This window comes from Erwinia magellanica (genome assembly GCF_039023495.1).
Taxonomy (GTDB): Bacteria; Pseudomonadota; Gammaproteobacteria; order Enterobacterales; family Enterobacteriaceae; genus Erwinia.
Genome location: NZ_JBCHVC010000001.1, coordinates 1,391,138 through 1,413,021, shown reverse-complemented (window position 1 = coordinate 1,413,021; position 21,884 = coordinate 1,391,138). Strand labels below are relative to the sequence as shown.

Sequence of the window (21,884 nt, the reverse complement as noted above, 5' to 3'; positions counted from 1 at the left end):
GCTGGTTTTTTCATTTCAGAGCGGGAAAGGTTATGAGTAACTGGCTGCAACAAATTCAGACCGTATTAGGAAGCAGTAAATCAGGCGGCGGTGAAGGCCTGAGTAAAATGCTGGCACCAGGCGCTTTGGGTGGCCTGGCAGGGTTACTGATTGCCAGTAAATCGTCACGCAACCTTCTGGTTAAATATGGCAAAAACGCGCTGATTATTGGCGGCAGCGCTGCTGCGGGCGCGGTGTTATGGAAGAAGTATAAAGAGCGCGTTGTGCAGACACATCAGGATGAGCCGCAATATGGGCAACAACAGACTCCGGTGGATCGGCGGGCCGAAAGGCTGGTGCAGGCGCTGGTGTTTGCTGCTAAAAGCGACGGCCATATCGATGCGCAGGAACGAAAAGCGCTTGATGAACATATCCATCAGGCCGGTTTAGGGACAAACGGCGAAAAGCTGATCCAGCAAGCCATTGATATGCCGCTCGATCCGCATAAGCTCGCGCAGGATGTCAAAAATGAGGAAGAGGCGCTGGAACTCTACTTCCTCAGCAATCTGGTGATTGATGTGGACCATTTTATGGAACGTAGTTATCTCCAGGCGCTTGGCGACGAACTGAAAATCCCGCAGGATGTGCGCGACAGCATGGCGCAGGATATCCAGGCGGAAAAGCAGAAGCTAACCGCCTGAACTGACGAAACGGGGTGAAGCCTTCATCACCCCTTCAACAATAATTTTTTGGCCCTCCTTCGCTCTGGCGCTTGGCATTCGTGCGGACAACTGCCACCCTTAGCCTATGTACTTGATCCGATGTACTTGATCCAGCGGGGCTGAACGATGCAAAAACCACCTATTGCCAAAAAAATTCCCTTCGAGATGACCCTTCATGGGGAAACTCGCACCGACAATTATTACTGGCTGCGGGATGACCAGCGCGAAGATCCGGCGGTTCTGGATTATCTGCATGCGGAAAATGATTACGGCAGAGCGATTATGCAGTCGCAAAAGGCGCTACAGGAAGGCCTGCTTAAAGAGATCATCGATCGTATTCCCGCGCGGGACCACTCGGTGCCCTATGTCAGGAAAGGCTATCGCTACCAGAGTCGCTATGAGGAGGGTAACGAATACGCGATATATACCCGCCAGCCGGAAAACACCACGACGCCCGATCAATGGGATGTTTTGCTGGACAGCAACCAGCGCGCGGCAAAAAGCGAATTTTATACCCTGGGCGGCGTCAGTATAACGACGGATAATAAGGTGATGGCCGTAGCTGAAGACTTCTTATCGAGAAGGCTGTACGGCATCCGTTTTTGTGATCTTGAAACCGGCCACTGGTATCCGGAAGTGCTGGAAAACGTTTCATCCAGCTTTACCTGGGCTAATGACGGCTGCACGCTCTACTACGTGCTGAAAGATAAGCAGACCCTGCTGCCCTGGCAGGTCTGGCGACATACGCTGGGAACTACTCAGGAGCAGGATCAGCTGGTTTATGAAGAGAAAGATGACACTTTTTACGTCGGCGTACAGAAAACGACATCGGAAGAGTTTATTCAGATAACGCTGCACAGCAGCACCACCAGCGAAATTCTGCTGCTTGATGCCACGCGTTCAGATGCGGAACCGCAGCTGTTCTGCCCGCGACGTAAAGATCATGAATATTTTCTTGATCACTACCAGCAACATTTTTATATCCGCTCCAACCGCGAAGGGAAAAATTTTGCTCTCTATCGCACCACTGATTTTGCTGAAACAAGTTGGGAAACGGTGATCCCAGCCAGAGAAGAAGTGGTGCTGGAAGAGTTCACGCTTTTCCGCGACTGGCTGGTGGTGGAAGAGCGGGAAGGGGGCTTGACCGGGCTGCGGCAAATTAGCTGGGAAACGGGGAAAGAGGCCGCCATCCTTTATGACGATCCCGCTTATGTGACCTGGCTGTCGATCAATCCTTCGCCGGAGACCAGTAAATTACGCTATGGCTACTCTTCCATGACTACGCCGGACACGCTTTATGAACTGGATTTGGATACCGGAGAGCGGAAGACGCTTAAACAGTCAGAAGTGAAAGGCTTCGACCCCAGCCATTACCGCAGCGAACGTCTCTGGATAACCGCCCGCGACGGCGTACAGGTGCCTGTCTCTCTGGTTTATCATCGCGACCATTTCCGTCAGGGGAAGAACCCGCTGCTGGTCTATGGCTATGGTTCTTACGGTAGCAGCATGGACGCTGATTTCAGCGCCAGCCGCCTGAGCCTGCTCGACCGCGGATTTGTGTTCGCTCTGACCCACATTCGTGGCGGTGGAGAGCTTGGCCAGCAGTGGTATGATGATGGCCGGTTGTTAAACAAAATGAACACCTTTACCGATTTTATCGATACCACTCAAGCCCTGGTCGATAAAGGGTATGGCGCAGCGGACAAGCTCTATGCGATGGGCGGCAGCGCTGGCGGTCTGTTGATGGGGGGCGTGATTAACATGGCGCCAGACCTGTTTAGCGGCGTGGTGGCTCAGGTGCCGTTTGTGGATGTCTTAACCACCATGCTGGATGAATCTATTCCTTTAACCACCGGCGAATATGATGAGTGGGGAAACCCGGCTGATGAGACGTTCTATCGTTATATCAGCCAGTACAGCCCCTACGACCGCGTAACGGCTCAGGCCTATCCCCATTTGCTGATCACCACCGGACTGCATGATTCCCAGGTGCAATATTGGGAACCGGCAAAGTGGGCGGCAAAGTTAAGAGCGCTGAAGACGGATGATAACCTGTTGCTGCTTTGTACCGATATGGATTCAGGGCATGGCGGTAAATCGGGACGCTTCAAGTCTTATGAAGGGGTAGTGCTGGAGTATGCTTTCCTGATAGCGCTGGCGCAGGAAACGCTCAGCGCCGCTAACGCTAATTAAGTTACTCCACGGATAAAGCCCGCTCCATCGCACTTCGCAGGTCGGGCTTTAAATCCGGGATATTTTTCAGCATCCATTTCAGGTATCCCGGATCTCTTTTTGCCACATCGTCTATTTTGCTGCCGCGATACTTGCCGAACGGAAAGGTAGTGCTTGAGCCTTTTACCAGCATCCGGCGTACCATTTCGGGCGCATCCCACCCTGAGTAGCTCATAATCCGGATCAGCAGTGCCGCCGTGACGTAGCAGTCATACAGCGCGCGGTGGGCATGCAGGTCAGCGGGAGGTGTGACCTCCAGCTGTAGCGTTTCACGCAGTGCCTGATTACTGTATTTGATGCCCGGCCACAAACCGCGTGCCAGCGTCATGGTACAGATCCATTCACCCGGCATTTCTGGCAGCATCCGGCGGTCAAAACTGGCGTTGTGAGCCACATAATAGGGGCTGCCGTGATAGCGACCAATCACATGCTCTATTGGCGGCTTATCCGCGACCATCGCTTCCGTAATACGATGGATAGCCATCGCCTGAGGGCTGATAGGGCGATCCGGGCAGATAAGATCGCTCATCGGATTGACAATCGCGCCATCAATCACATCAACTGACGCCACCTCTACAATGCCACCCTGCAAGCCGCAGGTCTCGGTATCTATCACGCGTAACATAATGCGTCCCTTTTAAATAACTGGCGGATAGCGTAACGAATGGACCTCTCCTTGCCAATCTTTACCGGTTCTTCTGGCAATCACCAGCTGCTCACCTTCACCGCCAGTGACCACCTGTCTGCCGCTTTCATCCCACAGCACGCTTTTACCCGCACTCTGATAGCCGCCGGTTGGCAGGGCATGGTTCGCCATTAACACCGCCATTTTATAGTCTCGTGACCAGCGAGCCAGATATTCGCAGTCCTGATGATAGCCATTTTCAGAAACCAGTACGCCGGTGGCATAGAGGTTCGCGCCCCGTCTTGCGGCGTCCCTGGCATACTCCTCCACGCTGATATCTGCGCAGATAGCCATTGCCACATGATGCTGATCATAGCCAAACAGCGGGACGCTCTCGCCCACGGAGAACAGCTTTTTCTCATCACCAAAGAGATTGCGCTTGCCGTAAGCCATCCTTGTGCCGTCCGGCAGAAAAGCGATGGCGCTGAGCAGGATGCCGTCTGCTGTTAACAGCGGAAGCCCGACAATAATCGACATTTTATGTTCAGTCGCGGCCACGGCAAACCCTTCCAGGCGGGGATCGTCCATGGGCATTGCCAGTTCGGTAACGCGGTCCAGCTCGTAACCCGTAAGGGAAAGTTCAGGGAAGATCAGCAGATCGACGTGATGAACAGCAGCCTGACGAATAAAGTCGAGGTGACGGGAAATATTCCAGGCGAGGTCGCCAGGACGGGAGCCCGATTGGGCAGCAGCTATACTCCAGACAGACATAAGCACTCCAGCATGGCCTGTAACAGGTTATTATCTCAACCGAAGCGATAAGGAAAAACAAGCGAAACTGACGCGCTATTTTTGCTTCGGTTCATAAGGCAGGCGGGACAAGCTTAATGAGGCCTGGCGATACTGCGTCAGGCGCTGGCGAAACCAGTCACGCAACGCTTCCGGCTGCTCACGCTCAACCATTTCAGCAATCACCGGCATGTTATAACGCTCTTTGAACGCTACGCCAGCCGCAGCCAAGTCTACATTGACCTTATCTTTTTCTTCCTGGGGTAGTTCAGCCAGATTGTGATTCATCAGGTTTCTCCTCTGTCGGCGGCAAAAATATAGCAGTTAGTGCACTTTCGCAAGTCCGGGCCGCAGTGAGAGCCGTTATCGTCTCGACACCGTATTTCAGGCGGAGTATCCTTTCGGCCACATCACAGCTTTCGGGCTGCAAAGCACAGGATACTATGATTATTATGCGTAAGTTCTCTCTGGTTTTTGCTCTGGCGCTCGCCGTCTTTTCACAGCAGGTTTCTGCGCACGCTCATCTGAAAAATCAGTACCCCGCGGCGAACGCCAATGTAGAAGCTTCTCCTCAGGCGCTGACGTTGACCTTCTCCGAAGATATTGAGCCTGCTTTCAGCGGCGTTGAAATTATCGACGGTAATCAGAAAGCGATTCCGCTGGCGGAAGCAGAGCGCGCCCCCCGGCAGCATAACCAGCTGATTGCGCCGCTGAAACAGCCTTTGGTTAGCGGTCACTATCAGGTTAACTGGCATGTGCTCTCGGTTGACGGCCATAAAACCCAGGGGAATTACTCCTTCAGCGTGAAGTGATATGTCCCTCAGCATTTTCTATATCCTTTGCCGCTGGCTGCATTTTGCCGCGCTGATCTCCCTTGCGGGCGGCAGCCTCTATACCGCACTCATGGCCCCGGCTCGCTTCAGGCGTTATCTTGCGGAGCGTTTTAAACGGCTGCTGGCAGTCAGTGCCGTGCTCTCTCTCTGTACGGCAACCCTGTTACTGGCAGCCCAAACCGGACTGATGGGGAATGGCTGGCAGGATATCACTGACGTGCATGTGTGGCAGGCTGTGTTGCGGACCCGCTTTGGTCAGGCCTGGCAGTGGCAACTGCTGCTCGCCCTGGCAGGCGTACTTGCACTGTTGCTGAAAGGAAGAGGGCGGCAACAGCTGCTATTGCTCAGCAGTATTGGGCAGTTAACAGGCTTGGCCTTTGTGGGGCATGCGGCAATGTTGGATGGCGGTACAGGCGTTTTACAGCGCACCAATCAGGCTGTTCATCTTATTTCCGCCGCCTTCTGGGCAGGCGGGCTGTTGCCGGTAGCCATGCTGATGAGAGAGGCCCGGCAGCAGAGCACCCGCTATGACGCTATCAGCACGCTGATGCGTTTCTCCCGCTATGGCCATCTTGCCGTAGCGCTGGTAGTAGTGAGTGGCGTAATCAATGCGCTGTTGCTGTTGGGCTGGCCTCCTGCAAGTTTCCAGCTTTACAGCCAGCTGCTGCTGTTAAAAACGCTGCTGGTGATGCTGATGTGTGTAGTGGCGCTGGCAAACCGCTACTGGCTGGTGCCACGTTTCCAGCGTTGTGGGGAAAGCGCGCAACGTCTGTTCCTGCGCACCACGCTGGCAGAGCTGCTGCTTTCTGCGCTGGTGCTGCTGTTAGTCAGCATATTTGCCACGCTGGAACCAGCCTGACACCCACTATTTCTGCTGCCTGCAACGGCAGGCATTATTTAAAGAGGTATTGTAACACCATGAAAAAAATGGCTTGTCTGCTGTTAGCAATGAGTTTTTGTTCAGGCGCCCTGGCGGCGCAGATTGTCACCGTCAGCCGCTTTGAGGTGGGTAAGGATAACTGGCCATTTAACCGTGAAGAAGTGATGCTGACCTGTGCTAAAGGCGGCGCGCTGTTTGTTATCAACCCCGCCACGCTGATGCAGTATCCGATTAATGATGTTGCTGCTGACCTGGTGAAGAAGGGTCAGGCCAAAGGGCAGGATATCAGCGTGATTCAGAGCGACGATGCCGGGCATCCCGGAGAGAAGAAAAGCCTGACGCCGATAGTAGAACGTACGCAGAAGCTGTGTGACTGACAGATAACGTGATGCCTGGCTGGCCGGGTAGGGCGTTTTGAAGCAGAAGAAGTCACCTTTCCGTGGTGATTTATGTTTCGCTGAGGGGATTGGGCTGTTCAGTTACCGATCCCTGTCACTGCTTTGCCGTCTGGCAAGGCAGAGTAACCATATTTGCCGCCATGATCACAGAGCTAACATCTTTCCCCCAGGCCCCCTCCCGATGGCTGGTAAAACCCCTCACCTGAACTATCTTTTAAAGGGCAAGGCGACATAGCCTGCATAAATGCCAACTTTTAGCGCACGGCTCTCATAAGGAGCCATTTCCCTGGACCGAAGATAGGAATCGTCTTCGGTCTTTTTTTTATTTGGTGTTATAAATCAATTAATTACATCGTAAACAACGAGTTATAACCTCTCCAGTTCTACCGTCTTACCTCCTGTAAAACCCTCTGTAGACACTTTGTAGTCATTTTTTCCAGCCATTCGAGCCAGTGGATTGCTGTATTATAATTAAATTGACGCTCGATTTAAGCACTTCCTCAAATGGAAATTTATTATATTACAATCAGTATTAACATATCAGTAGAACCCCCTTTGCCCTTGCATCAGGGGTTATTATATTCAGAACTCACGTTTGACTATAATATAACCATTATACCTGACGCTGCATTCATAATCGTTTACCAAAGCTGAGACTAAAAAAATATCTCTCTTTCCATTTTTAAAAAATGTAAACTTTATAATCAGGTTTCGTGGATTATAGCTGAAGAAAATATCGAAATAATCCTTTGCAGTAGTCCCTTTGTTAGGGCTTGCCCTGTAATCTTGAATTGCATATTGATGTGCCAAATTCTCATCCACAGGTTCATTAAATATTAATTCGGTTGTGGTCTTTTTTTTGTCTATACTGTCAGTATCAATTCTCATGGAATTGTACATATCGTTCATTAATGATGATGAAATACCAGATATAGGTGATTTGCAATTATCATCTTTTACTGAAGTAGCATAAGAGCTAACGCAAAAAAATAATAAAGGAAAAGTTAATAACTTCATTGTATAATGACCTCTTTATCCAAACTGTCCCAGATCACTCTTCGAAAATGAGGGGCAAGAATTATGCAACCATTTGATGCAGTGCCGGGATGCCGGCTGCTATCACCATGTATTAGGAACCCTGCTCGCCCACACATATTATTACCCGGAAGTGGCTCAAGCCTTAATGTAAAAGGGCCTGCTTTTTTATGTTTGAACGGAACGCCTACAATCCTGTACCTTCCTCGCGGCAGTGGTCCTTTATCTCTGACACATTCATATTTTGTGTTATTTTCATACCCTGGAGCACCAGCATATAATCCATAAAATTCAAAATTCCCATTGTGATAAAACGCATTTTTATTCACGTCATAAATCCAGGTCATTTAACCCCTCCTTGTTATGCCCGCTCTTTCCATGAGTCAGAAAAATGAACATTGCCATCGCAATATTTCCAGGTGATCCTTTCGTAACGGACAGTTACGGACTCCAGGTGATTCATTACTGGATTGGTTTTGATGTTGTGCATAATTGGGCAAACTGAGACGACTTTCACACCCTCAAGGAACATATTAAAATATTCTTCTTCCTGGCCGGCATGATTGATTCGATACCATTTTATTTCAGCGCTCTTCAGTGTCTGACCGGTAGCCACTGCTCTGTAAAGGTAGGGGCTGGAAGAATCAAATTCTTTCTCAAATTCCAGAGCGCTGTGTATACGTGTTCCGGTAAGTTTTCCGCTGTGATCGTCGGTAGGGATGCTAAGACCATGAGCAAAGCTGATAATCTCGATGCTGCCCTCTCTGCGCTGTACGTCTACAGAGCCTTTGATATCGGCGCCGCCATCATCTTTAAGCCAAAGGTAAGCTGGAATAGCCATCTGTTATATCCTTATGGTGTTTACTGGTTAAAAATCCCTTTAAAAATAGACATAACAAAACAGATTTCCTTTTTCCAGAGTCGGACAAAGTCACTTCAATAAAACTTAACTTACATCAAACAAAAGTAGATTGCGTCGGGAGTTGGCATATTATTTGACACAGAGTTTAATCTCCGTGCATGTATTAAAGGAGATATTCAATTTCGACTTAATGGGGTTATATTTTTATAAAGAATTCTTTGGCTACGAACAAATAAAATTATCTCTGTTACGACCGTGATATTTAAAAGGCACTATAAATCATAGGGATGTAAGGTGGTGGCTGGTATCATCTTGACTGCGGCGCTATCAATCTAAAGGCGTGTTGACTAAGAAACGGAGCGCCTCAAAAGGAACTGGAAAGGAATTTTAAATTCGATATCGACTCCACCAGCATCAGGCGACAATCTCTTCATTAGATGTTCACATAATTAGCGGGCTTTACTTCGATAAGTTACGAACCAAAATCTTAGTGGTCGCTGAGTAACCTTCAGATCAAGTTAGCGTTTTTCATTATCTTTTATTTAGGCGTTTACAGGATCTCAAAGCAACCTTATGCCAGGTCTGATATGCCCGTTTTCAGTATCACTACCGAAAGATCGCTTTTTTGTGAGGTTTTAAGAAATCTACCTGCCGTTTAGCGTAAAAATGCAGCCAAACCCACAGGTTTTTAGCGAATACTTGTTTATCTGCCTTCAACCCTTTAGGCTCATGGGGCCACAACGTCACGCAAAATCCGCGTCCGAACGTTCAGGCAGGAGCAGAGAGATGAAAAGCGATAAAGAGATTTCAATCGACCAGTTTACGGAAGCTGAAAAAGAGCTGGTTGCCGCAAAGGTAAAAAGCCTGACTTTAAAATTAAGTCATGTTGCGAGCAAAAAAGAGGAAAAGGAGATTCTGAAAGAGGCCAAAAGGCTGGTAATGAAGGATCGTGTGGTGAAGGAGAGCACCAAGGCCGTGATTGCCAAAAAACCGCGCAAAGCCTCATCAGCCAAAGAGAGTGAAGTAAAAGAGTTTAACTGGTCCGCTTCACTGAGAAAGAATCCACGGGCGTTAAAAGCTAAATAATCCCGCAGCGACAGCGTCAGCAGGTTGCCAGACCTGGAGGTTTGGCGCTGTCAGCCTCAGCCCACGATAATCAGATGCACCAGTCGGGCTAACACTTCAATAATCAACAGACTTCCTGCCGTAATCAAAGCCAGCACAAGATAAAATTGTTTGCGGCTACTCATATGCCCTCAATCTCCGGATCCCTGAACAGACTATACTTTAGACCGGAATACTTAAACCGACCGTCAATATTTTCCGTTAAATTGGACCAGGGTGAGTCATGCTGTATCAACATCTTAATAGTGAAAACTGGCGACATATCTATATCGTAGGTGACCTGCACGGATGCAGGGAAAAACTGGATGAGGCACTACTGGCCCGGCACTTCTCTGAAGATGAAGATCTGTTGATATCCGTTGGCGATCTGATTGACCGCGGACCAGACAGTCCGGGTTGTCTGGCGTTGCTTAAGGAACCCTGGTTCCGCAGCGTGCGGGGAAATCATGAAGAGATGGCCATTAATGCGCTGAAGAAGGGGAATCATCATCAGTGGATCTCAAACGGTGGGGAGTGGTTTTACCACCTTGAGGGTATGGCGATGATGGAGGCGAAACATGCTATCAGTCGCTGCCATAATCTGCCGTTGATCCTGCATCTTCAGCTTCAGGAGCGCCTCGTGGTAGTGGCACATGCCGACTATCCTTTACCCCATTATGCCTGGGGGAGCGCAGTGGATGAAGAGAAGGTTGTCTGGAACCGCTCTCGTATAGAGCGGCTCCAGCAAGGGAAAGGGCAGGTAATTACCGGGGCAGATGCGTTTTATTTTGGGCACACTCCGCTGTCAGCCCCGCTGGAGGCTTATAACCAGCACTATATTGATACGGGTGCGGTGTTTGGCAATCAGCTCACTCTGGTGCAGGTGCAGTAAATCTGGTTAAAAAGAGAAGAGTTTGCCATCCCTCACCAGTTCCCGCGGATAGCTATTCTTGATCCTGTTGCCTACTCGCTTTGCCAGACCTAACGGCTGATGCTGGCAGGTCACAATCAGCTCATCCGCCGGCAGGTCACGTTCCGGATAGATATCTCTACCGCGATACCACTCTTCCGCCTCAGCAGGGGTGAGTTCGAAACGGTTCTTAGCCTCGGGCTGGGCGAGTGCGATAACTGCCCCATGCTGCCAGCGATATCCTTTAGTAAACGTTTCCGCCAGCTTCAGGCCAATACGCGAAAAGCGCACCTTGCCCAGCAACGGTTCAATGGCGACCGGAAACAGCCAGATTTCCTTATCCCGCTCCCATAACGTATGCGTCTGCTGGTTCCAGCTCAGCCCCGACTTTGCTGCGGCCTCGGCAATATCCTTCTGAACCGCACGTTTAACCGGGAAGAAGGGCAGCTTACCCACTTTATAGCCCGGCACCGGTAACCGCTCAAGACTCTGTAACTTGCGCAAGCGTGCGACAAAAAAGCCTTCGCTGTCGAATATCTGCGGGAATACGTGCAGGAATCCTTCGGGCGTGATGGCCTGCTCCGCGCCGGGGAAGAGATCGTTCAGCGGTTCGATCTCCACGCAGTCGGGATAAGCCTGTTGCAGCCAGGCAATCACCTGCTGATTTTCGCTGCGGTTCAGGGTACAGGTAGAATAGACCAGCGTGCCGCCGGGTTTGAGCGCATGAAAAGCACTTTCAATCAGATCATGCTGTGTGGCGGCAATCTCTTCGGTGCTGGCAAGCGACCAGTTACGCAGCGCATCAGCATCCTTACGGATAACGCCTTCGCCGGAGCAGGGGGCATCCAGCAGAATGGCGTCGAAACTTTCTGGTAACGCGGCGCCAAACACTCTGCCGTCGAAATGGGTCATGGCCGTATTGCTGACGCCGCAGCGGCTCAGGTTGGCATGCAGCACTTTTACCCGGCTGGCGGAGTATTCATTGGCAAGGATGGCGCCGCTGTTGCCCATCCGCGCCGCAATTTGCGTGGTTTTAGAACCGGGCGCCGCGGCGACGTCCATCACTGTTTCAGGTTGCGGGCAGCCAGCAAAGAGTGCGCTCACAGGCAGCATCGAGCTGGCTTCCTGAATATAGAACAGGCCTGCGAGGTGCTCCGCAGTACTGCCAAGCGGCAGCGTCTCTGCGTCATCACGCACTATCCAGAACCCTTCTTCACACCATGGGATTGGCGTCAGTGCCCACTGATAAGGCGCAACCAGCGTCAGAAAATCCGCCACGCTGATTTTCAACGTATTCACGCGCAGGCTGCGGCGCAGGGGTTGCTGGCTGATAGCGATAAAACGGTCAAAGTCTGCTGCATCGGGCAACAGCTCGCGCATCTGCGCTAAGAAAGGCTCGGGAAAGGTCACGCGTGAGGAAAGGGACACTGATAAATTCCACTGGAAATAAGTGGGCTGAGTTTATCACATTCGGCAGGGGGAAAAAAAACGGGCAGCGCCAGGCTGCCCGTTCTGCTTAGTTTCCGGGGAGTGCGGTTCCCCATTTACGCCACTCTTTTGGCTCTTCATCCTCCAGCAGATAGTGCTTGCCGGAGGTGGCCTGAGGAGCCAGCGGAATGGTCGGCGGCGTGGCAAAGGCGATGCCACCCTGAATAAATTGCTGGAAGGTGCCGGTTTTCACCACGCCACCAATCAGACCGAATTTCAGGTTATAGCCGGAGGCGAGCCAGAATACCGAGTTGTTACGCACCAGGTGCTGGTATTTCTTGCTGATCCGCAGCGTAATTTGCACGCGGTCTGCCATTGCCCCCAGCGAGGTTCCGGTGACGGTACCCACTTCAATTCCACGGAACAGAACCGGCGTTCCCACAGAGAGCGATCCCCCTTCCGGCGCATCCATTATCACGTTAAGGCCATCAAGATAACGGGCGTCGGTGATGGTGGATTCCTGAAGCTCAAAGGTGCGCCGGGCGCCGCCTTTACCGGGATCGACGTTGATATAGGGTTGCAGCAGGGTATCCAGATGGTTAACACCGGCTGCGGATATTTCCGGAGAAACCACAGAGAAGCGGGTGCCCAGCCGGGCGAAGTCATCCACATATTCGGGATAGAGCACCGCTTTAGCAATAACCTGATTTTTATCTTTATTCAGCGCCAAATCTTCCACCTGGCCAATAGTAATGCCGAGGTAACGGATAGGCATTCCGGCAGCCAGTTTGGTGGCATCATAGGTATGCAGCGTAATCTGGCTTCCGACAGCTCGCGCTGCGGTTTCAGAGTCATAAAGCACGCGTTTGTCTTTGCTGGTCAGGCCTGCGCCGGCTCCGGTCAGGTTATCGAAGCTGATAGCGCCTCTGAGCGCACGATTCAGCGGGGAGGCCTGAACCGTGAGGCCGCTGCCGTTCAACTGGACGCGTGCGCCGCCTTCTGCCCAGAAGACGCTGTTTTGCGTCAGCAGCTTGCGGTACTCCTGTTTGATATGTACCCGCACATCAAACTCGTTAGCGCGAGGGATAACGTCAACAATTTCACCCACCTGGAATTTACGGTAAAGCACCACGGAGCCACCCTGGACATCCGGCAGGCTTTTAGCGGTGAGCGTTAACGTCGTCGGGAGCTGATCGGTAGTGATCCCTTCCGCTGCTTTTTCCGCGTTGGAGTAGAGCGGGTAGCTCTCTTTCACTTTGCCTTTACTGCCGGGATCAAGGCGAATGCCGCCATCCACCCATTCACTGGCGCTGGCACCAAGCACTTCCATCCCGTTCAAGCCAAACTTCACGTCGAGCCGGCTGTTGATGATGAATTTACTGTCGCCATGTACCAGATGTCGGTAGTCCGGCGCAATGGCAATGGCGAAGGTTACACCCTGTTCAACCAACGTCCGGCTGACAACCTGGCCAATCTGCATACCATGCAAAATGATGGGCTGACCGGCATCAATGCCGTAGCTTTCCGGCGCGGTGAGCTTCAGCTCAATGGCGTTGGGCTGTTGCAGCAGCGACTCATTGCTCTCCAGCACGGTAAAGTGATCCTGCGGCTCTCCCTCGCCTGGCACCAGCTCCAGGGTATTGCCGGTTAACAGGTTGCTCAGGCTGGTATCGTTCAGGCTGATTTTCGGGCTACGCATCTCAATTCTGGTACCGGTACGCATCAGGCCGGTCACTGAGGGATCGATGGTTAACTCGCCGGTGACTTTGCCGCCAGCTTGCAGGGTCAGAGCGGTAAGGGTGCCCACTTCAAGGCCCTGATACATCAATGGCGTGCTGTTAGCTTTAAGGTTTTTTCCACCCGGCAAATCGAGCGAAATGATCACGCCGCGGTGGCTGTGCGCCAGATCCGGATAGAGAGTGAAGTCATCTTCAGACTGTGCCTGCCCGGACGCTTCCGGCGAATCGAATGCCACAGCGCCATTCACCAGCGCGGCCAGGCTCTCTAACTGCACTTTTGCGCCGCTAAGCCCGACATCCGCTTTCACGCCAGAAACGTTCCAGAAACGGCTCTCTTTCTTCACCAGATTGGTAAAACGACGCTCGATCAATACGTCAACGGTTACGCCTTTATTGCCAGGGTTGATGCTGTAATCATAGACGCGACCCACCGGTATTTTCCGGTAATAGACCAGCGAACCAGTATTCAGGGAACCGAGATCCGGCGTATGCAGATGGATCAACATTTCACCGGTATTAACCCGATATTTCGGCTGAGTATCCTGCGCGACAAAGTTTTCCTGAGGTTTACCTTTTCCTGGCATCATGCCGATATAATTACCGCCTACCAGCGCATCCAGCCCCGACACGCCCGCCAGCGAAGCTTTCGGTGTAACCAGCCAGAACTGCGTATCGTCACGCAGCGCATCTTTCATATCGCTTTTGATACTGGCTTTTATTTTGATGGTACGCAGATCGTCCGTCATGCTGATGCCCTGCACCAGACCGACTTCCACCCCCTGATAGCGTATCGGCGTTCTGCCCGGCACGATGCCCTCCGCCGTGGCGAAATCGATAGTGATGGTGGTGCCGCGCTCCTGATAGTTGGTCCAGATGAGCCAGCCTGCGATCAGCAGCGCAATAAACGGTAGCAGCCAGAAGGGCGAAATTTTCCGCCGGCTTTTGATATGCGCGTTAATCGGTGTAGTCGGCGTTTCCTGTTGCATGAGCATCCCAAAGTAAACGGCTATCCAGCCACTCAACGGCAAGGATAGTGAGTATGACTGACGAGCCGAAATAGAAGGCTGCCGGTCCCATGGTAAAAGCCAGAAGCTGATCGCGATTGACCAGCGACATGGTTAACGAAATAACAAACAGGTCCAGCATAGACCAGCGTCCAACCCAGGTGACAACCCTGAGCAGGCGAACGCGGGTTTTCAGGCCCTGCTCACATTTAAAATGGATACTGACCAGCAACGTCAGCAAGACAATCACCTTGGTGAAAGGCACCAGAATACTGGCGACAAAGACCACCACGGCAACAGGAATATTGCCGGAAGCCAGCGACATAATACCGGAAAGGATGGTGTCTTCCTGTCGTGAACCGGTCAAATAAATAATGGAGATCGGCAGTAAATTGGCCGGAATGAGCAGCACAATGGCGGAAATTAATGCCGCCCAGGACTTCTGGAGGCTGAAGTGACGACGAAAGTAGAGAGGCGTATGGCAGCGCGGACAGCGACCGCGCTCATCCGGTAAGCCCGTATGGTGGCAGCTCAGGCAGACCCGAAGCTTTTCCAGCGCGACATTTGGCTGCGGCTGCGGATAGAAGCGGTGCCACAGCTGCTCTACATTCAGATGGATCAGGGTAATCACACTCAACAGCGTCAGAGAAATAAAAGCGATAAGCCCAACGCCAGGCGTAATATCCGCATAATCCTTTACTTTAATCGAGGCGACGGCGACCCCCACCAGGTAGATATCCAGCATTACCCACTCTTTCAGCCTGTCCAGCATCAGCAGCACCGGGCGCAGATTCATGCCCAGACGATGACCGAAATAGAGATAGGCAATAGAACCCACCAGGGTAGCGGGCGCGCCGATAGTGCAAAAGGCTACCATGGAGGCGGTTACCACATCGCCCTGCTGCGCCATCTGGGTAATTCCTTCCAGCAAACTGGCCCGGATAGTGGTGCCGATCAGACGAATGCTCATCAGCGATTCACTAAAAGCAAAGGGCATTAACAGCAGCATAGTAATGGCCATGGCGCAGAGTCGCGTCATCGACCAGTCACGACCATTCATTATTCGGGCATTGCAGCGAGGGCAGTGCGCAGACTGAGTGGATTTAACATCTGGTAAGGAAAAAAGGGTATCGCATTGGGGGCAACGCTGATAACGTGCCTGAGGCAGAACATGGCTAATGGCGTGTATTTTCATAATCCTGAGGTTTTCAGGCCCAGGCAGCACAGGTGCAGGGCGGGGTTAAATTATATCGCCCTAAAAGGGTAATGACACGTCCTGGTCATGCTTAAGGCTCCAGACAGACTAAGGGTATATTAACTAACGCAATGATTCACTTGTCCGTCTGGACAATTAATGCTTATTTTAGCAAGGGGCCATCATGGGCCTCATGACACGTTTCCACAATGGTTAAAAAATGACAAAAGCAGAGTTTTATTCGGACCTGAACCGTGATTTGCGCGCGCTTATCGCTGGCGAAACCAGTTTTCTGGCGGCGATGGGCAACTGTAGTGCGCTGCTCTTTGAGCGCCTTGAAGGCGTTAACTGGGCAGGTTTTTATCTGCTGACCGAAGCTGACACGCTGGTACTGGGGCCGTTTCAGGGAAAAATTGCCTGTGTGCGTATTCCCGTGGGTCGCGGCGTGTGCGGAACAGCAGTGGCAGAAAGCCAGATTCAACGCGTAGATGATGTGCACGCTTTCCCCGGACACATCGCCTGCGATGCGGCCAGTAATGCAGAAATTGTGCTGCCGCTGGTGGTAAATGGCCAGACAATTGGCGTACTCGATATCGACAGCGTGGAATATAACCGCTTCGACAGTGAAGACGAAGCGGGGCTGAAAACCCTCACTGACGGGCTGTGTGAGGTGCTTGCCGGGTCTGATGTGGAAAAATTTATTCACATGAAACGCAGCTAAAGCGCTGGATCACGTAGCATTTGCTGAAGGTGTCATTATAATGACGCCTGTTCATGCCTGCGCTGATTGGCAAACCCGTTGTAATCAGGAAATTTCATGGAAAATCAACCCAAGTTGAATAGCAGCAAAGAAGTCATCGCCTTTCTGGCCGAGCGTTTCCCAAAATGCTTTAGCGCTGAAGGCGAAGCACGCCCCCTTAAGATCGGCATCTTTCAGGATTTAGTCGACCGCGTGCAGGGCGAAATGGGCCTGAGTAAAACTCAGCTTCGCTCTGCGCTGCGTCTGTACACGTCCAGCTGGCGCTATCTGTACGGCATTAAAGCCGGTGCGATTCGCGTCGATCTGGATGGTGAAGACTGTGGCGTTCTCGAAGAGCAGCACGTTGAACATGCGCGTAAGCAACTCGAAGAAGCAAAAGCGCGTGTTCAGGCCCAGCGCGAAAAGCAGCAGGCCAAAAAACGCGAAGCTGGCGAAGAGAGCGCACCACGTCGTCCTCGTAAACCAGCCCGCAAACCTTCTGCCGAAGGTGAGCAGCCACGCCAGGTTCGCAGCAAACCGCAGCGTAGCGCAGAGAGCGCGCCTTCCGCAGAGCGTCAGCCAGCACAAACCAAACCCGTTACCGATACCGCAGCGCTGCAAGTTGGCCAGAACATCAAAGTCACCGCGGGCAAAAGTGCGATGGACGCAACCATTCTTGAAATTACCAAAGATGGCGTCCGGGTACAGTTGGCTTCCGGCCTGGCAATGATAGTACGCGCAGAACACTTGCAGTTCTGATACGGAGGCCAGTCAGGGCATGAACAATTTTTTCAGAACCACCGTTATTGCAGGTCTGCTGCTGGCAGGGAACGTTTTCGCCGCCGATAATATTACGCGTGCCGATCAAATTCCTCAGCTTCATCAGGAACCGCAGCATGCGACAGTAAGTGAACGTGTTACTTCACGGTTTACCCGTTCGCACTATCGCCAGTTCGATCTTGATAAGGATTTTTCAGTCAAGATTTTTGAGCGCTATCTCAATCTGCTGGACTACAGCCATAACCTGCTGCTGACCTCAGATATCGAGCAGTACGCCAGTAAAAAAACGACCTTAAGCGATGAGCTAAAGTCCGGAAAGCTGGATGTATTTTACGATTTATACAATCTGGCGCAGAAGCGCCGGTTTGAGCGCTACCAGTACGCGTTGTCCGTACTGAATAAGCCAATGAATTTCACCGGTCACGATACTATCGACATCGACCGGAGCAAATCACCGTGGCCAAAAACCACGGCAGAGCTGAATCAGCTTTGGGATGCCAAAGTCAAATATGACGAGCTGAGCCTGAAGCTGACCGGCAAAGAAGAGAAAGAGATCCGCGAAGTGCTTACCAAGCGCTATCAGTTTGCTATCCGTCGTCTGGCGCAGAGCAACAGCGAAGATGTCTTCCAGCTGGCGATGACTGCCTTTGCGCATGAAATCGACCCGCACACCAATTACCTCTCTCCTCGCAACACCGAGCAGTTTAATACGGAAATGAGCCTGTCTCTGGAAGGTATCGGTGCTGTGTTGCAGATGGACGATGACTACACGGTCATCAACTCCATGGTCGCAGGCGGCCCGGCAGCCAAGAGCAAATCGATTACCGTGGGCGATCGTATTGTGGGCGTCGGCCAGCCAGGTAAGCCAGTCGTGGATGTGATCGGCTGGCGTCTTGATGACGTTGTTGCCCAAATCAAAGGTCCCAAAGGCAGTAAAGTGCGTCTGGAAGTGCTGCCAGCCGGAAAGGGAACGAAAACCCGCTTTGTTACGCTGACGCGTGAGAAGATCCGTCTGGAAGATCGTGCAGTTAAAATGACGGTTCATAACGTTGGCAGCAAAAAAGTCGGCGTGCTGGATATCCCTGGCTTCTATGTTGGCCTGACGGATGATGTGAAGGTGCAGCTGCAAAAATTGCAGAAGCAGAATGTCGACAGCGTGGTAATTGACCTGAGAACCAACGGCGGCGGTGCACTTACCGAAGCGGTTTCCCTCTCTGGCCTCTTTATCCCAAGCGGCCCGGTGGTTCAGGTTCGTGATAACAATGGCAAAGTGCGCGAAGACAGCGACAACGATGGCATTGTCTATTACAAAGGCCCGCTGGTGGTGCTGGTGGACCGCTTCAGCGCGTCAGCTTCCGAGATCTTTGCCGCCGCGATGCAGGATTATGGCCGTGCGCTGATTGTTGGTGAACCGACCTTTGGTAAAGGTACTGTTCAGCAGTACCGTTCACTGAATCGCATCTACGATCAAATGCTGCGCCCTGAATGGCCTGCGCTTGGCTCTGTTCAGTACACTATCCAGAAGTTCTACCGCATTAACGGCGGCAGTACTCAGCGTAAGGGGGTAACGCCCGATCTGCTGATGCCAACCGGTGTGGAAGCGGTAGAGACCGGCGAGAAGTTTGAAGACAACGCGCTGCCGTGGGACAGTATCAACGCCGCCAGCTATACCAAATCGGGCGACCTGGCCTCCCTTGAGCCGCAGTTGATTAAAGAGCATCAGGAGCGCATCGCTAAAGATCGCGAGTTCCAGTACATCATTAAAGATATCGCGCGCTTTAACGCGATGAAGGACAAACGCAATATCATCTCTCTGAACCTTGCCGAGCGTGAGAAAGAGAACCATGAAGATGATGCGTTACGCCTTGAGCGGATCAATGCCCGTCTTCAGCAGGAAGGCAAAAAGCCGTTGGCTAAGCTGGACGACCTGCCAAAAGATTATAAAGAGCCGGATCCCTATCTTGATGAAACGGTAAGTATTGCTAACGACCTGGCGCAGCTTGAAAAAGCGCAGACGCCGCCAGCGGCAGCAAAATAGACCCGAAGGGCACAGCACAGTCTGTGCCCTTTTTTTATTGTCCACCGGTTAACACACCTTTCCTGAACCCTGAAATGAGATGAACATCTCTTACCGCTGAGAATCCCGTTCAATTGTGTAAAGTTATGTCTTTTTAGACACTTAAAGATTAAGAGTGCTTGAAATGTTTTCGCCAGCCCATAGGATAGTTATCCGCTACAGGCGAATCTGTTAACTGAGGAAGAAGAAATTTTATGATGCGTATTGCGCTTTTCCTGCTGACCAACCTTGGAGTCATGTTGGTCTTTGGGCTGATCCTCAGCCTGACAGGGATCCAGTCAAGCAGTGTACAGGGCCTGATGATCATGGCAGGTCTGTTTGGCTTCGGCGGTGCGTTTGTTTCACTGCTGATGTCGAAGTGGATGGCATTGCGTTCCGTCGGCGGTGAAGTCATTGAACAACCCCGCAATGAGACCGAACGCTGGCTGATGCAGACCATTGGTCAGCAGGCTCAGCAGGCGGGTATTGCGATGCCACAGGTCGCTATCTACCATGCGCCTGATATCAACGCCTTTGCTACCGGAGCACGTCGTGATGCGTCGCTGGTGGCGGTTTCCACCGGGTTGCTACAGAACATGAGCCGTGATGAGGCGGAAGCGGTACTGGCCCATGAGATCAGCCACATCGCCAATGGTGATATGGTGACCATGACTCTGATTCAGGGGGTTGTGAACACCTTTGTGATCTTTATCTCGCGCATTCTGGCGCAGGTGGCCTCCGGCTTCCTCTCCGGAAACCGTGATGAAGGTGAAGGCAACAACGGTAACCCTATGGTTTACTTCGCCGTGTCGATGGTGCTTGAGCTGGTGTTTGGTATCGTGGCAAGCATCATCACTATGTGGTTCTCACGTCATCGTGAATTCCATGCCGATGCAGGCTCTGCCAGGTTGGTTGGACGTGAGAAAATGATCGCGGCCCTTCAGCGACTCAAGACCAGCTACGAGCCGCAGGAAGCCAGCACCATGATGGCCTTCTGCATCAACGGCAAGTCAAAATCGCTGAGCGAGCTGTTTATGTCGCATCCTCCTTTGGATAAGCGTATTGAGGCATTGCGCAGCGGTCAGTATCTGAAGTAACGCTTTTACTGAATGAAAAAAACCGGGCTTTGCCCGGTTTTTTTATGCCCGTTGATATTCAGGCACTGGCTCGTGGCTGGGTAATACGCAGGGCGCTTACCACCGCCGCTAAGCTGGAGAAGCTTCCGGCCAGCAACAGAGAGGCGTGCGTGCCGTGGACGCCAAACAGATTAAACATCAAGGCAACCAGCGCCGCACCGCTGGTTTGCCCCAGCAGACGAGCCGTACCCAGCATGCCACTGGCGCCCCCGCTGCGATGACGCGGGGCAGAAGAGATAATGGTGTGATTGTTAGGCGACTGAAAGAGGCCAAAGCCGGCACCACAGAGCGCCATTCGCCAGATGATATTCAGATCGGAAGGTGAATCAGGCAGCAGGGCGAGTGCAAACAGTCCGGTGGCGAACATCGCCAGACCCACAGCACCGAGCAGGCCGGCATGATACCGATCCGTCAGGCGGCCAGCAATGGGAGCCATCACCATCGTAGCCAGTGGCCAGGGGGTGAGCAGCAGGCCGGTGGCGACTTCTCCCCGTTGCAGAACGGTTTGCAGGAAAAATGGCAGCGACACCATTGCCAGCATCTGGGCGCAGAAGGAGCAGACGGAGGTGCCAATCGACAGGGAAAAAATCGGGATACGCAGCAGGTCGACCGGCAGCAAAGGGAAGGGCATTTTGAGCTGACGGCGGATAAACAAAGAGCCGACAATCACCAGCGCCACCAGCTCGCTAAGCACCAGTATACCGCTCTGACCCTGAGCGAAGCCGCTTAAGGCTGAAATCAGCAGGCCAAAGGTCAGCGCATTCATGATGGCGCTGGGCACGTCAAACCGCTGCTCTTTTACCTTCTGAATGTTGTCCGGCAGGAAACGAAACGCCAGATAAAGGGCAGCCAGGCCAACAGGCACATTAATCAGAAACAGCCATTGCCACGAAGCCACCGAGAGCACAGCTGCCGCCACGGTTGGGCCGGCTGCGGTTGAAACCGCAACGATCAGCGAGTTAATGCCCATTCCCCGGCCCAGAAAACGCTGGGGATAAATAATCCGGATCAACGCTGTGTTGACGCTCATCAGGGCCGCGCCGCCAAAACCTTGCAGCACACGGGCAAAAGTTAACATCTCCAGCGAACCGGAAAGGGCACAAAACAGCGAAGTACAGGTGAATACCACCAGCCCTGCCTGATAAATGCGGCGGTAACCAAGGATATCCCCCAGAAAAGATAGCGAGAGCAGGGAGATGATGATTGCCAGCTGATAGGCATTGACGATCCAGACAGACTCAGCCGGGCTTGCCTGTAGCTCTCTGGCAATGGTAGGCAGGGCAACGTTGGCGATAGCACCGTCAAGAACGGCAACGGTTATACCCAGGGCAATAGCCATGATTGCGCCGTAGCGCTGCGGAACCGGTAATCCATCTGCTGGGGAGGTTATGGGCATAGGGTTAAGTAGTCAGGAGTGTGAATATCACTATGCTAATGA

The 21,884-nt window shown here is 52.2% G+C and carries 21 protein-coding genes; 11 read left to right on the top strand and 10 right to left on the bottom strand.

The annotated features are described in order from the left end of the window. Positions 1-32 precede the first annotated feature (32 nt). A complete protein-coding gene (locus AAH450_RS06455; RefSeq protein ID WP_342909437.1) occupies positions 33-680 on the top strand; it encodes a tellurite resistance TerB family protein in 648 nt (215 codons plus the stop codon). A 147-nt stretch (positions 681-827) separates the two neighbouring features. Continuing rightward, on the top strand, positions 828-2,894 hold the full coding sequence (locus AAH450_RS06450) for a S9 family peptidase (protein ID WP_342909436.1): 2,067 nt from the start codon (positions 828-830) through the stop codon (positions 2,892-2,894). Between the two features lies 1 nt (position 2,895). On the opposite strand, the gene exoX is transcribed toward AAH450_RS06450, so the two are convergent. From exoX to AAH450_RS06435, 3 genes are all read right to left on the bottom strand, one after another. Further along, a complete protein-coding gene (gene exoX, locus AAH450_RS06445) occupies positions 2,896-3,558 on the bottom strand; it encodes an exodeoxyribonuclease X (RefSeq protein WP_342909435.1) in 663 nt (220 codons plus the stop codon). Between the two features lie 12 nt (positions 3,559-3,570). Further along, positions 3,571-4,329 carry a carbon-nitrogen hydrolase family protein gene (locus tag AAH450_RS06440; RefSeq protein WP_342909434.1) on the bottom strand — a complete coding sequence of 253 codons (759 nt, stop codon included), beginning with the start codon at positions 4,327-4,329 and terminating at the stop codon, positions 3,571-3,573. 75 nt (positions 4,330-4,404) lie between these two features. Continuing rightward, complete coding sequence (locus AAH450_RS06435; RefSeq protein ID WP_342909433.1) at positions 4,405-4,635, bottom strand: DNA polymerase III subunit theta; 231 nt, start codon at positions 4,633-4,635, stop codon at positions 4,405-4,407. A 164-nt stretch (positions 4,636-4,799) separates the two neighbouring features. Between AAH450_RS06435 and yobA the strand changes: the two genes are divergently transcribed. Genes yobA through AAH450_RS06420 form a run of 3 tightly spaced genes read left to right on the top strand, consistent with a single transcriptional unit; the run spans position 4,800 to position 6,437 of the window. After that, entirely contained in the window at positions 4,800-5,159 is a 360-nt protein-coding gene (yobA, locus tag AAH450_RS06430; RefSeq protein WP_342909432.1) for a CopC domain-containing protein YobA, read from the top strand. A 1-nt stretch (position 5,160) separates the two neighbouring features. Beyond that, the gene (gene copD, locus AAH450_RS06425) at positions 5,161-6,039 is read left to right on the top strand and encodes a copper homeostasis membrane protein CopD (RefSeq protein WP_342909431.1); all 879 of its coding nucleotides are present in this window, start codon (positions 5,161-5,163) and stop codon (positions 6,037-6,039) included. 59 nt (positions 6,040-6,098) lie between these two features. Continuing rightward, a complete protein-coding gene (locus AAH450_RS06420; protein WP_342909430.1) occupies positions 6,099-6,437 on the top strand; it encodes a YebY family protein in 339 nt (112 codons plus the stop codon). Between the two features lie 603 nt (positions 6,438-7,040). Here the strand turns inward: AAH450_RS06420 and AAH450_RS06415 are convergent. The 3 genes from AAH450_RS06415 to AAH450_RS06405 are packed head-to-tail and all read right to left on the bottom strand — an operon-like array spanning position 7,041 to position 8,334. After that, the gene (locus tag AAH450_RS06415) at positions 7,041-7,475 is read right to left on the bottom strand and encodes a hypothetical protein (RefSeq protein WP_342909429.1); all 435 of its coding nucleotides are present in this window, start codon (positions 7,473-7,475) and stop codon (positions 7,041-7,043) included. After that, positions 7,472-7,840, bottom strand: a complete 369-nt coding sequence (locus AAH450_RS06410; RefSeq protein ID WP_342909428.1) for a tlde1 domain-containing protein — start codon at positions 7,838-7,840, stop codon at positions 7,472-7,474. Before AAH450_RS06410 ends, AAH450_RS06415 begins: the two co-directional genes overlap by 4 nt. 14 nt (positions 7,841-7,854) lie before the next feature. Further along, the gene (locus tag AAH450_RS06405) at positions 7,855-8,334 is read right to left on the bottom strand and encodes an Hcp family type VI secretion system effector (RefSeq protein WP_342909427.1); all 480 of its coding nucleotides are present in this window, start codon (positions 8,332-8,334) and stop codon (positions 7,855-7,857) included. An 807-nt stretch (positions 8,335-9,141) separates the two neighbouring features. Here AAH450_RS06405 and AAH450_RS06400 point away from each other — a divergent pair. Together AAH450_RS06400 and AAH450_RS06395 are read left to right on the top strand one after the other, a co-directional pair. Beyond that, positions 9,142-9,441: a hypothetical protein gene (locus tag AAH450_RS06400; protein WP_342909426.1), complete on the top strand. Its 300-nt coding sequence runs from the start codon at positions 9,142-9,144 to the stop codon at positions 9,439-9,441. 262 nt (positions 9,442-9,703) lie between these two features. Continuing rightward, positions 9,704-10,351 carry a metallophosphoesterase gene (locus AAH450_RS06395; protein WP_342909425.1) on the top strand — a complete coding sequence of 216 codons (648 nt, stop codon included), beginning with the start codon at positions 9,704-9,706 and terminating at the stop codon, positions 10,349-10,351. A 6-nt stretch (positions 10,352-10,357) separates the two neighbouring features. On the opposite strand, the gene rsmF is transcribed toward AAH450_RS06395, so the two are convergent. The 3 genes from rsmF to yebS all read right to left on the bottom strand — a co-directional run bounded on the left by rsmF (position 10,358) and on the right by yebS (position 15,735). Next, positions 10,358-11,797 carry a 16S rRNA (cytosine(1407)-C(5))-methyltransferase RsmF gene (gene rsmF, locus AAH450_RS06390; RefSeq protein ID WP_342909424.1) on the bottom strand — a complete coding sequence of 480 codons (1,440 nt, stop codon included), beginning with the start codon at positions 11,795-11,797 and terminating at the stop codon, positions 10,358-10,360. 88 nt (positions 11,798-11,885) lie between these two features. After that, complete coding sequence (locus tag AAH450_RS06385; protein ID WP_342909423.1) at positions 11,886-14,522, bottom strand: PqiB family protein; 2,637 nt, start codon at positions 14,520-14,522, stop codon at positions 11,886-11,888. Next, the gene (gene yebS, locus AAH450_RS06380; protein WP_342909422.1) at positions 14,491-15,735 is read right to left on the bottom strand and encodes a membrane integrity lipid transport subunit YebS; all 1,245 of its coding nucleotides are present in this window, start codon (positions 15,733-15,735) and stop codon (positions 14,491-14,493) included. The genes AAH450_RS06385 and yebS overlap by 32 nt, the downstream gene beginning before the upstream one ends. A 220-nt stretch (positions 15,736-15,955) precedes the next feature. Here yebS and AAH450_RS06375 point away from each other — a divergent pair, with 220 nt between their 5' ends. The 4 genes from AAH450_RS06375 to htpX all read left to right on the top strand — a co-directional run bounded on the left by AAH450_RS06375 (position 15,956) and on the right by htpX (position 20,407). After that, positions 15,956-16,456 (top strand): GAF domain-containing protein, encoded by a 501-nt coding sequence (locus AAH450_RS06375; RefSeq protein ID WP_342909421.1) that lies wholly within the window; start codon positions 15,956-15,958, stop codon positions 16,454-16,456. 96 nt (positions 16,457-16,552) lie between these two features. Continuing rightward, a complete protein-coding gene (gene proQ, locus AAH450_RS06370) occupies positions 16,553-17,233 on the top strand; it encodes an RNA chaperone ProQ (protein ID WP_318790383.1) in 681 nt (226 codons plus the stop codon). A gap of 19 nt (positions 17,234-17,252) precedes the next feature. Beyond that, a complete protein-coding gene (gene prc / locus AAH450_RS06365; RefSeq protein ID WP_342909420.1) occupies positions 17,253-19,292 on the top strand; it encodes a carboxy terminal-processing peptidase in 2,040 nt (679 codons plus the stop codon). Positions 19,293-19,525: 233 nt separating this feature from the next. Then, complete coding sequence (gene htpX, locus AAH450_RS06360) at positions 19,526-20,407, top strand: protease HtpX (RefSeq protein WP_342909419.1); 882 nt, start codon at positions 19,526-19,528, stop codon at positions 20,405-20,407. A 58-nt stretch (positions 20,408-20,465) separates the two neighbouring features. Here the strand turns inward: htpX and AAH450_RS06355 are convergent, their stop codons facing one another. Further along, positions 20,466-21,842 carry an MFS transporter gene (locus AAH450_RS06355; protein WP_342909418.1) on the bottom strand — a complete coding sequence of 459 codons (1,377 nt, stop codon included), beginning with the start codon at positions 21,840-21,842 and terminating at the stop codon, positions 20,466-20,468. Positions 21,843-21,884 lie beyond the last annotated feature (42 nt).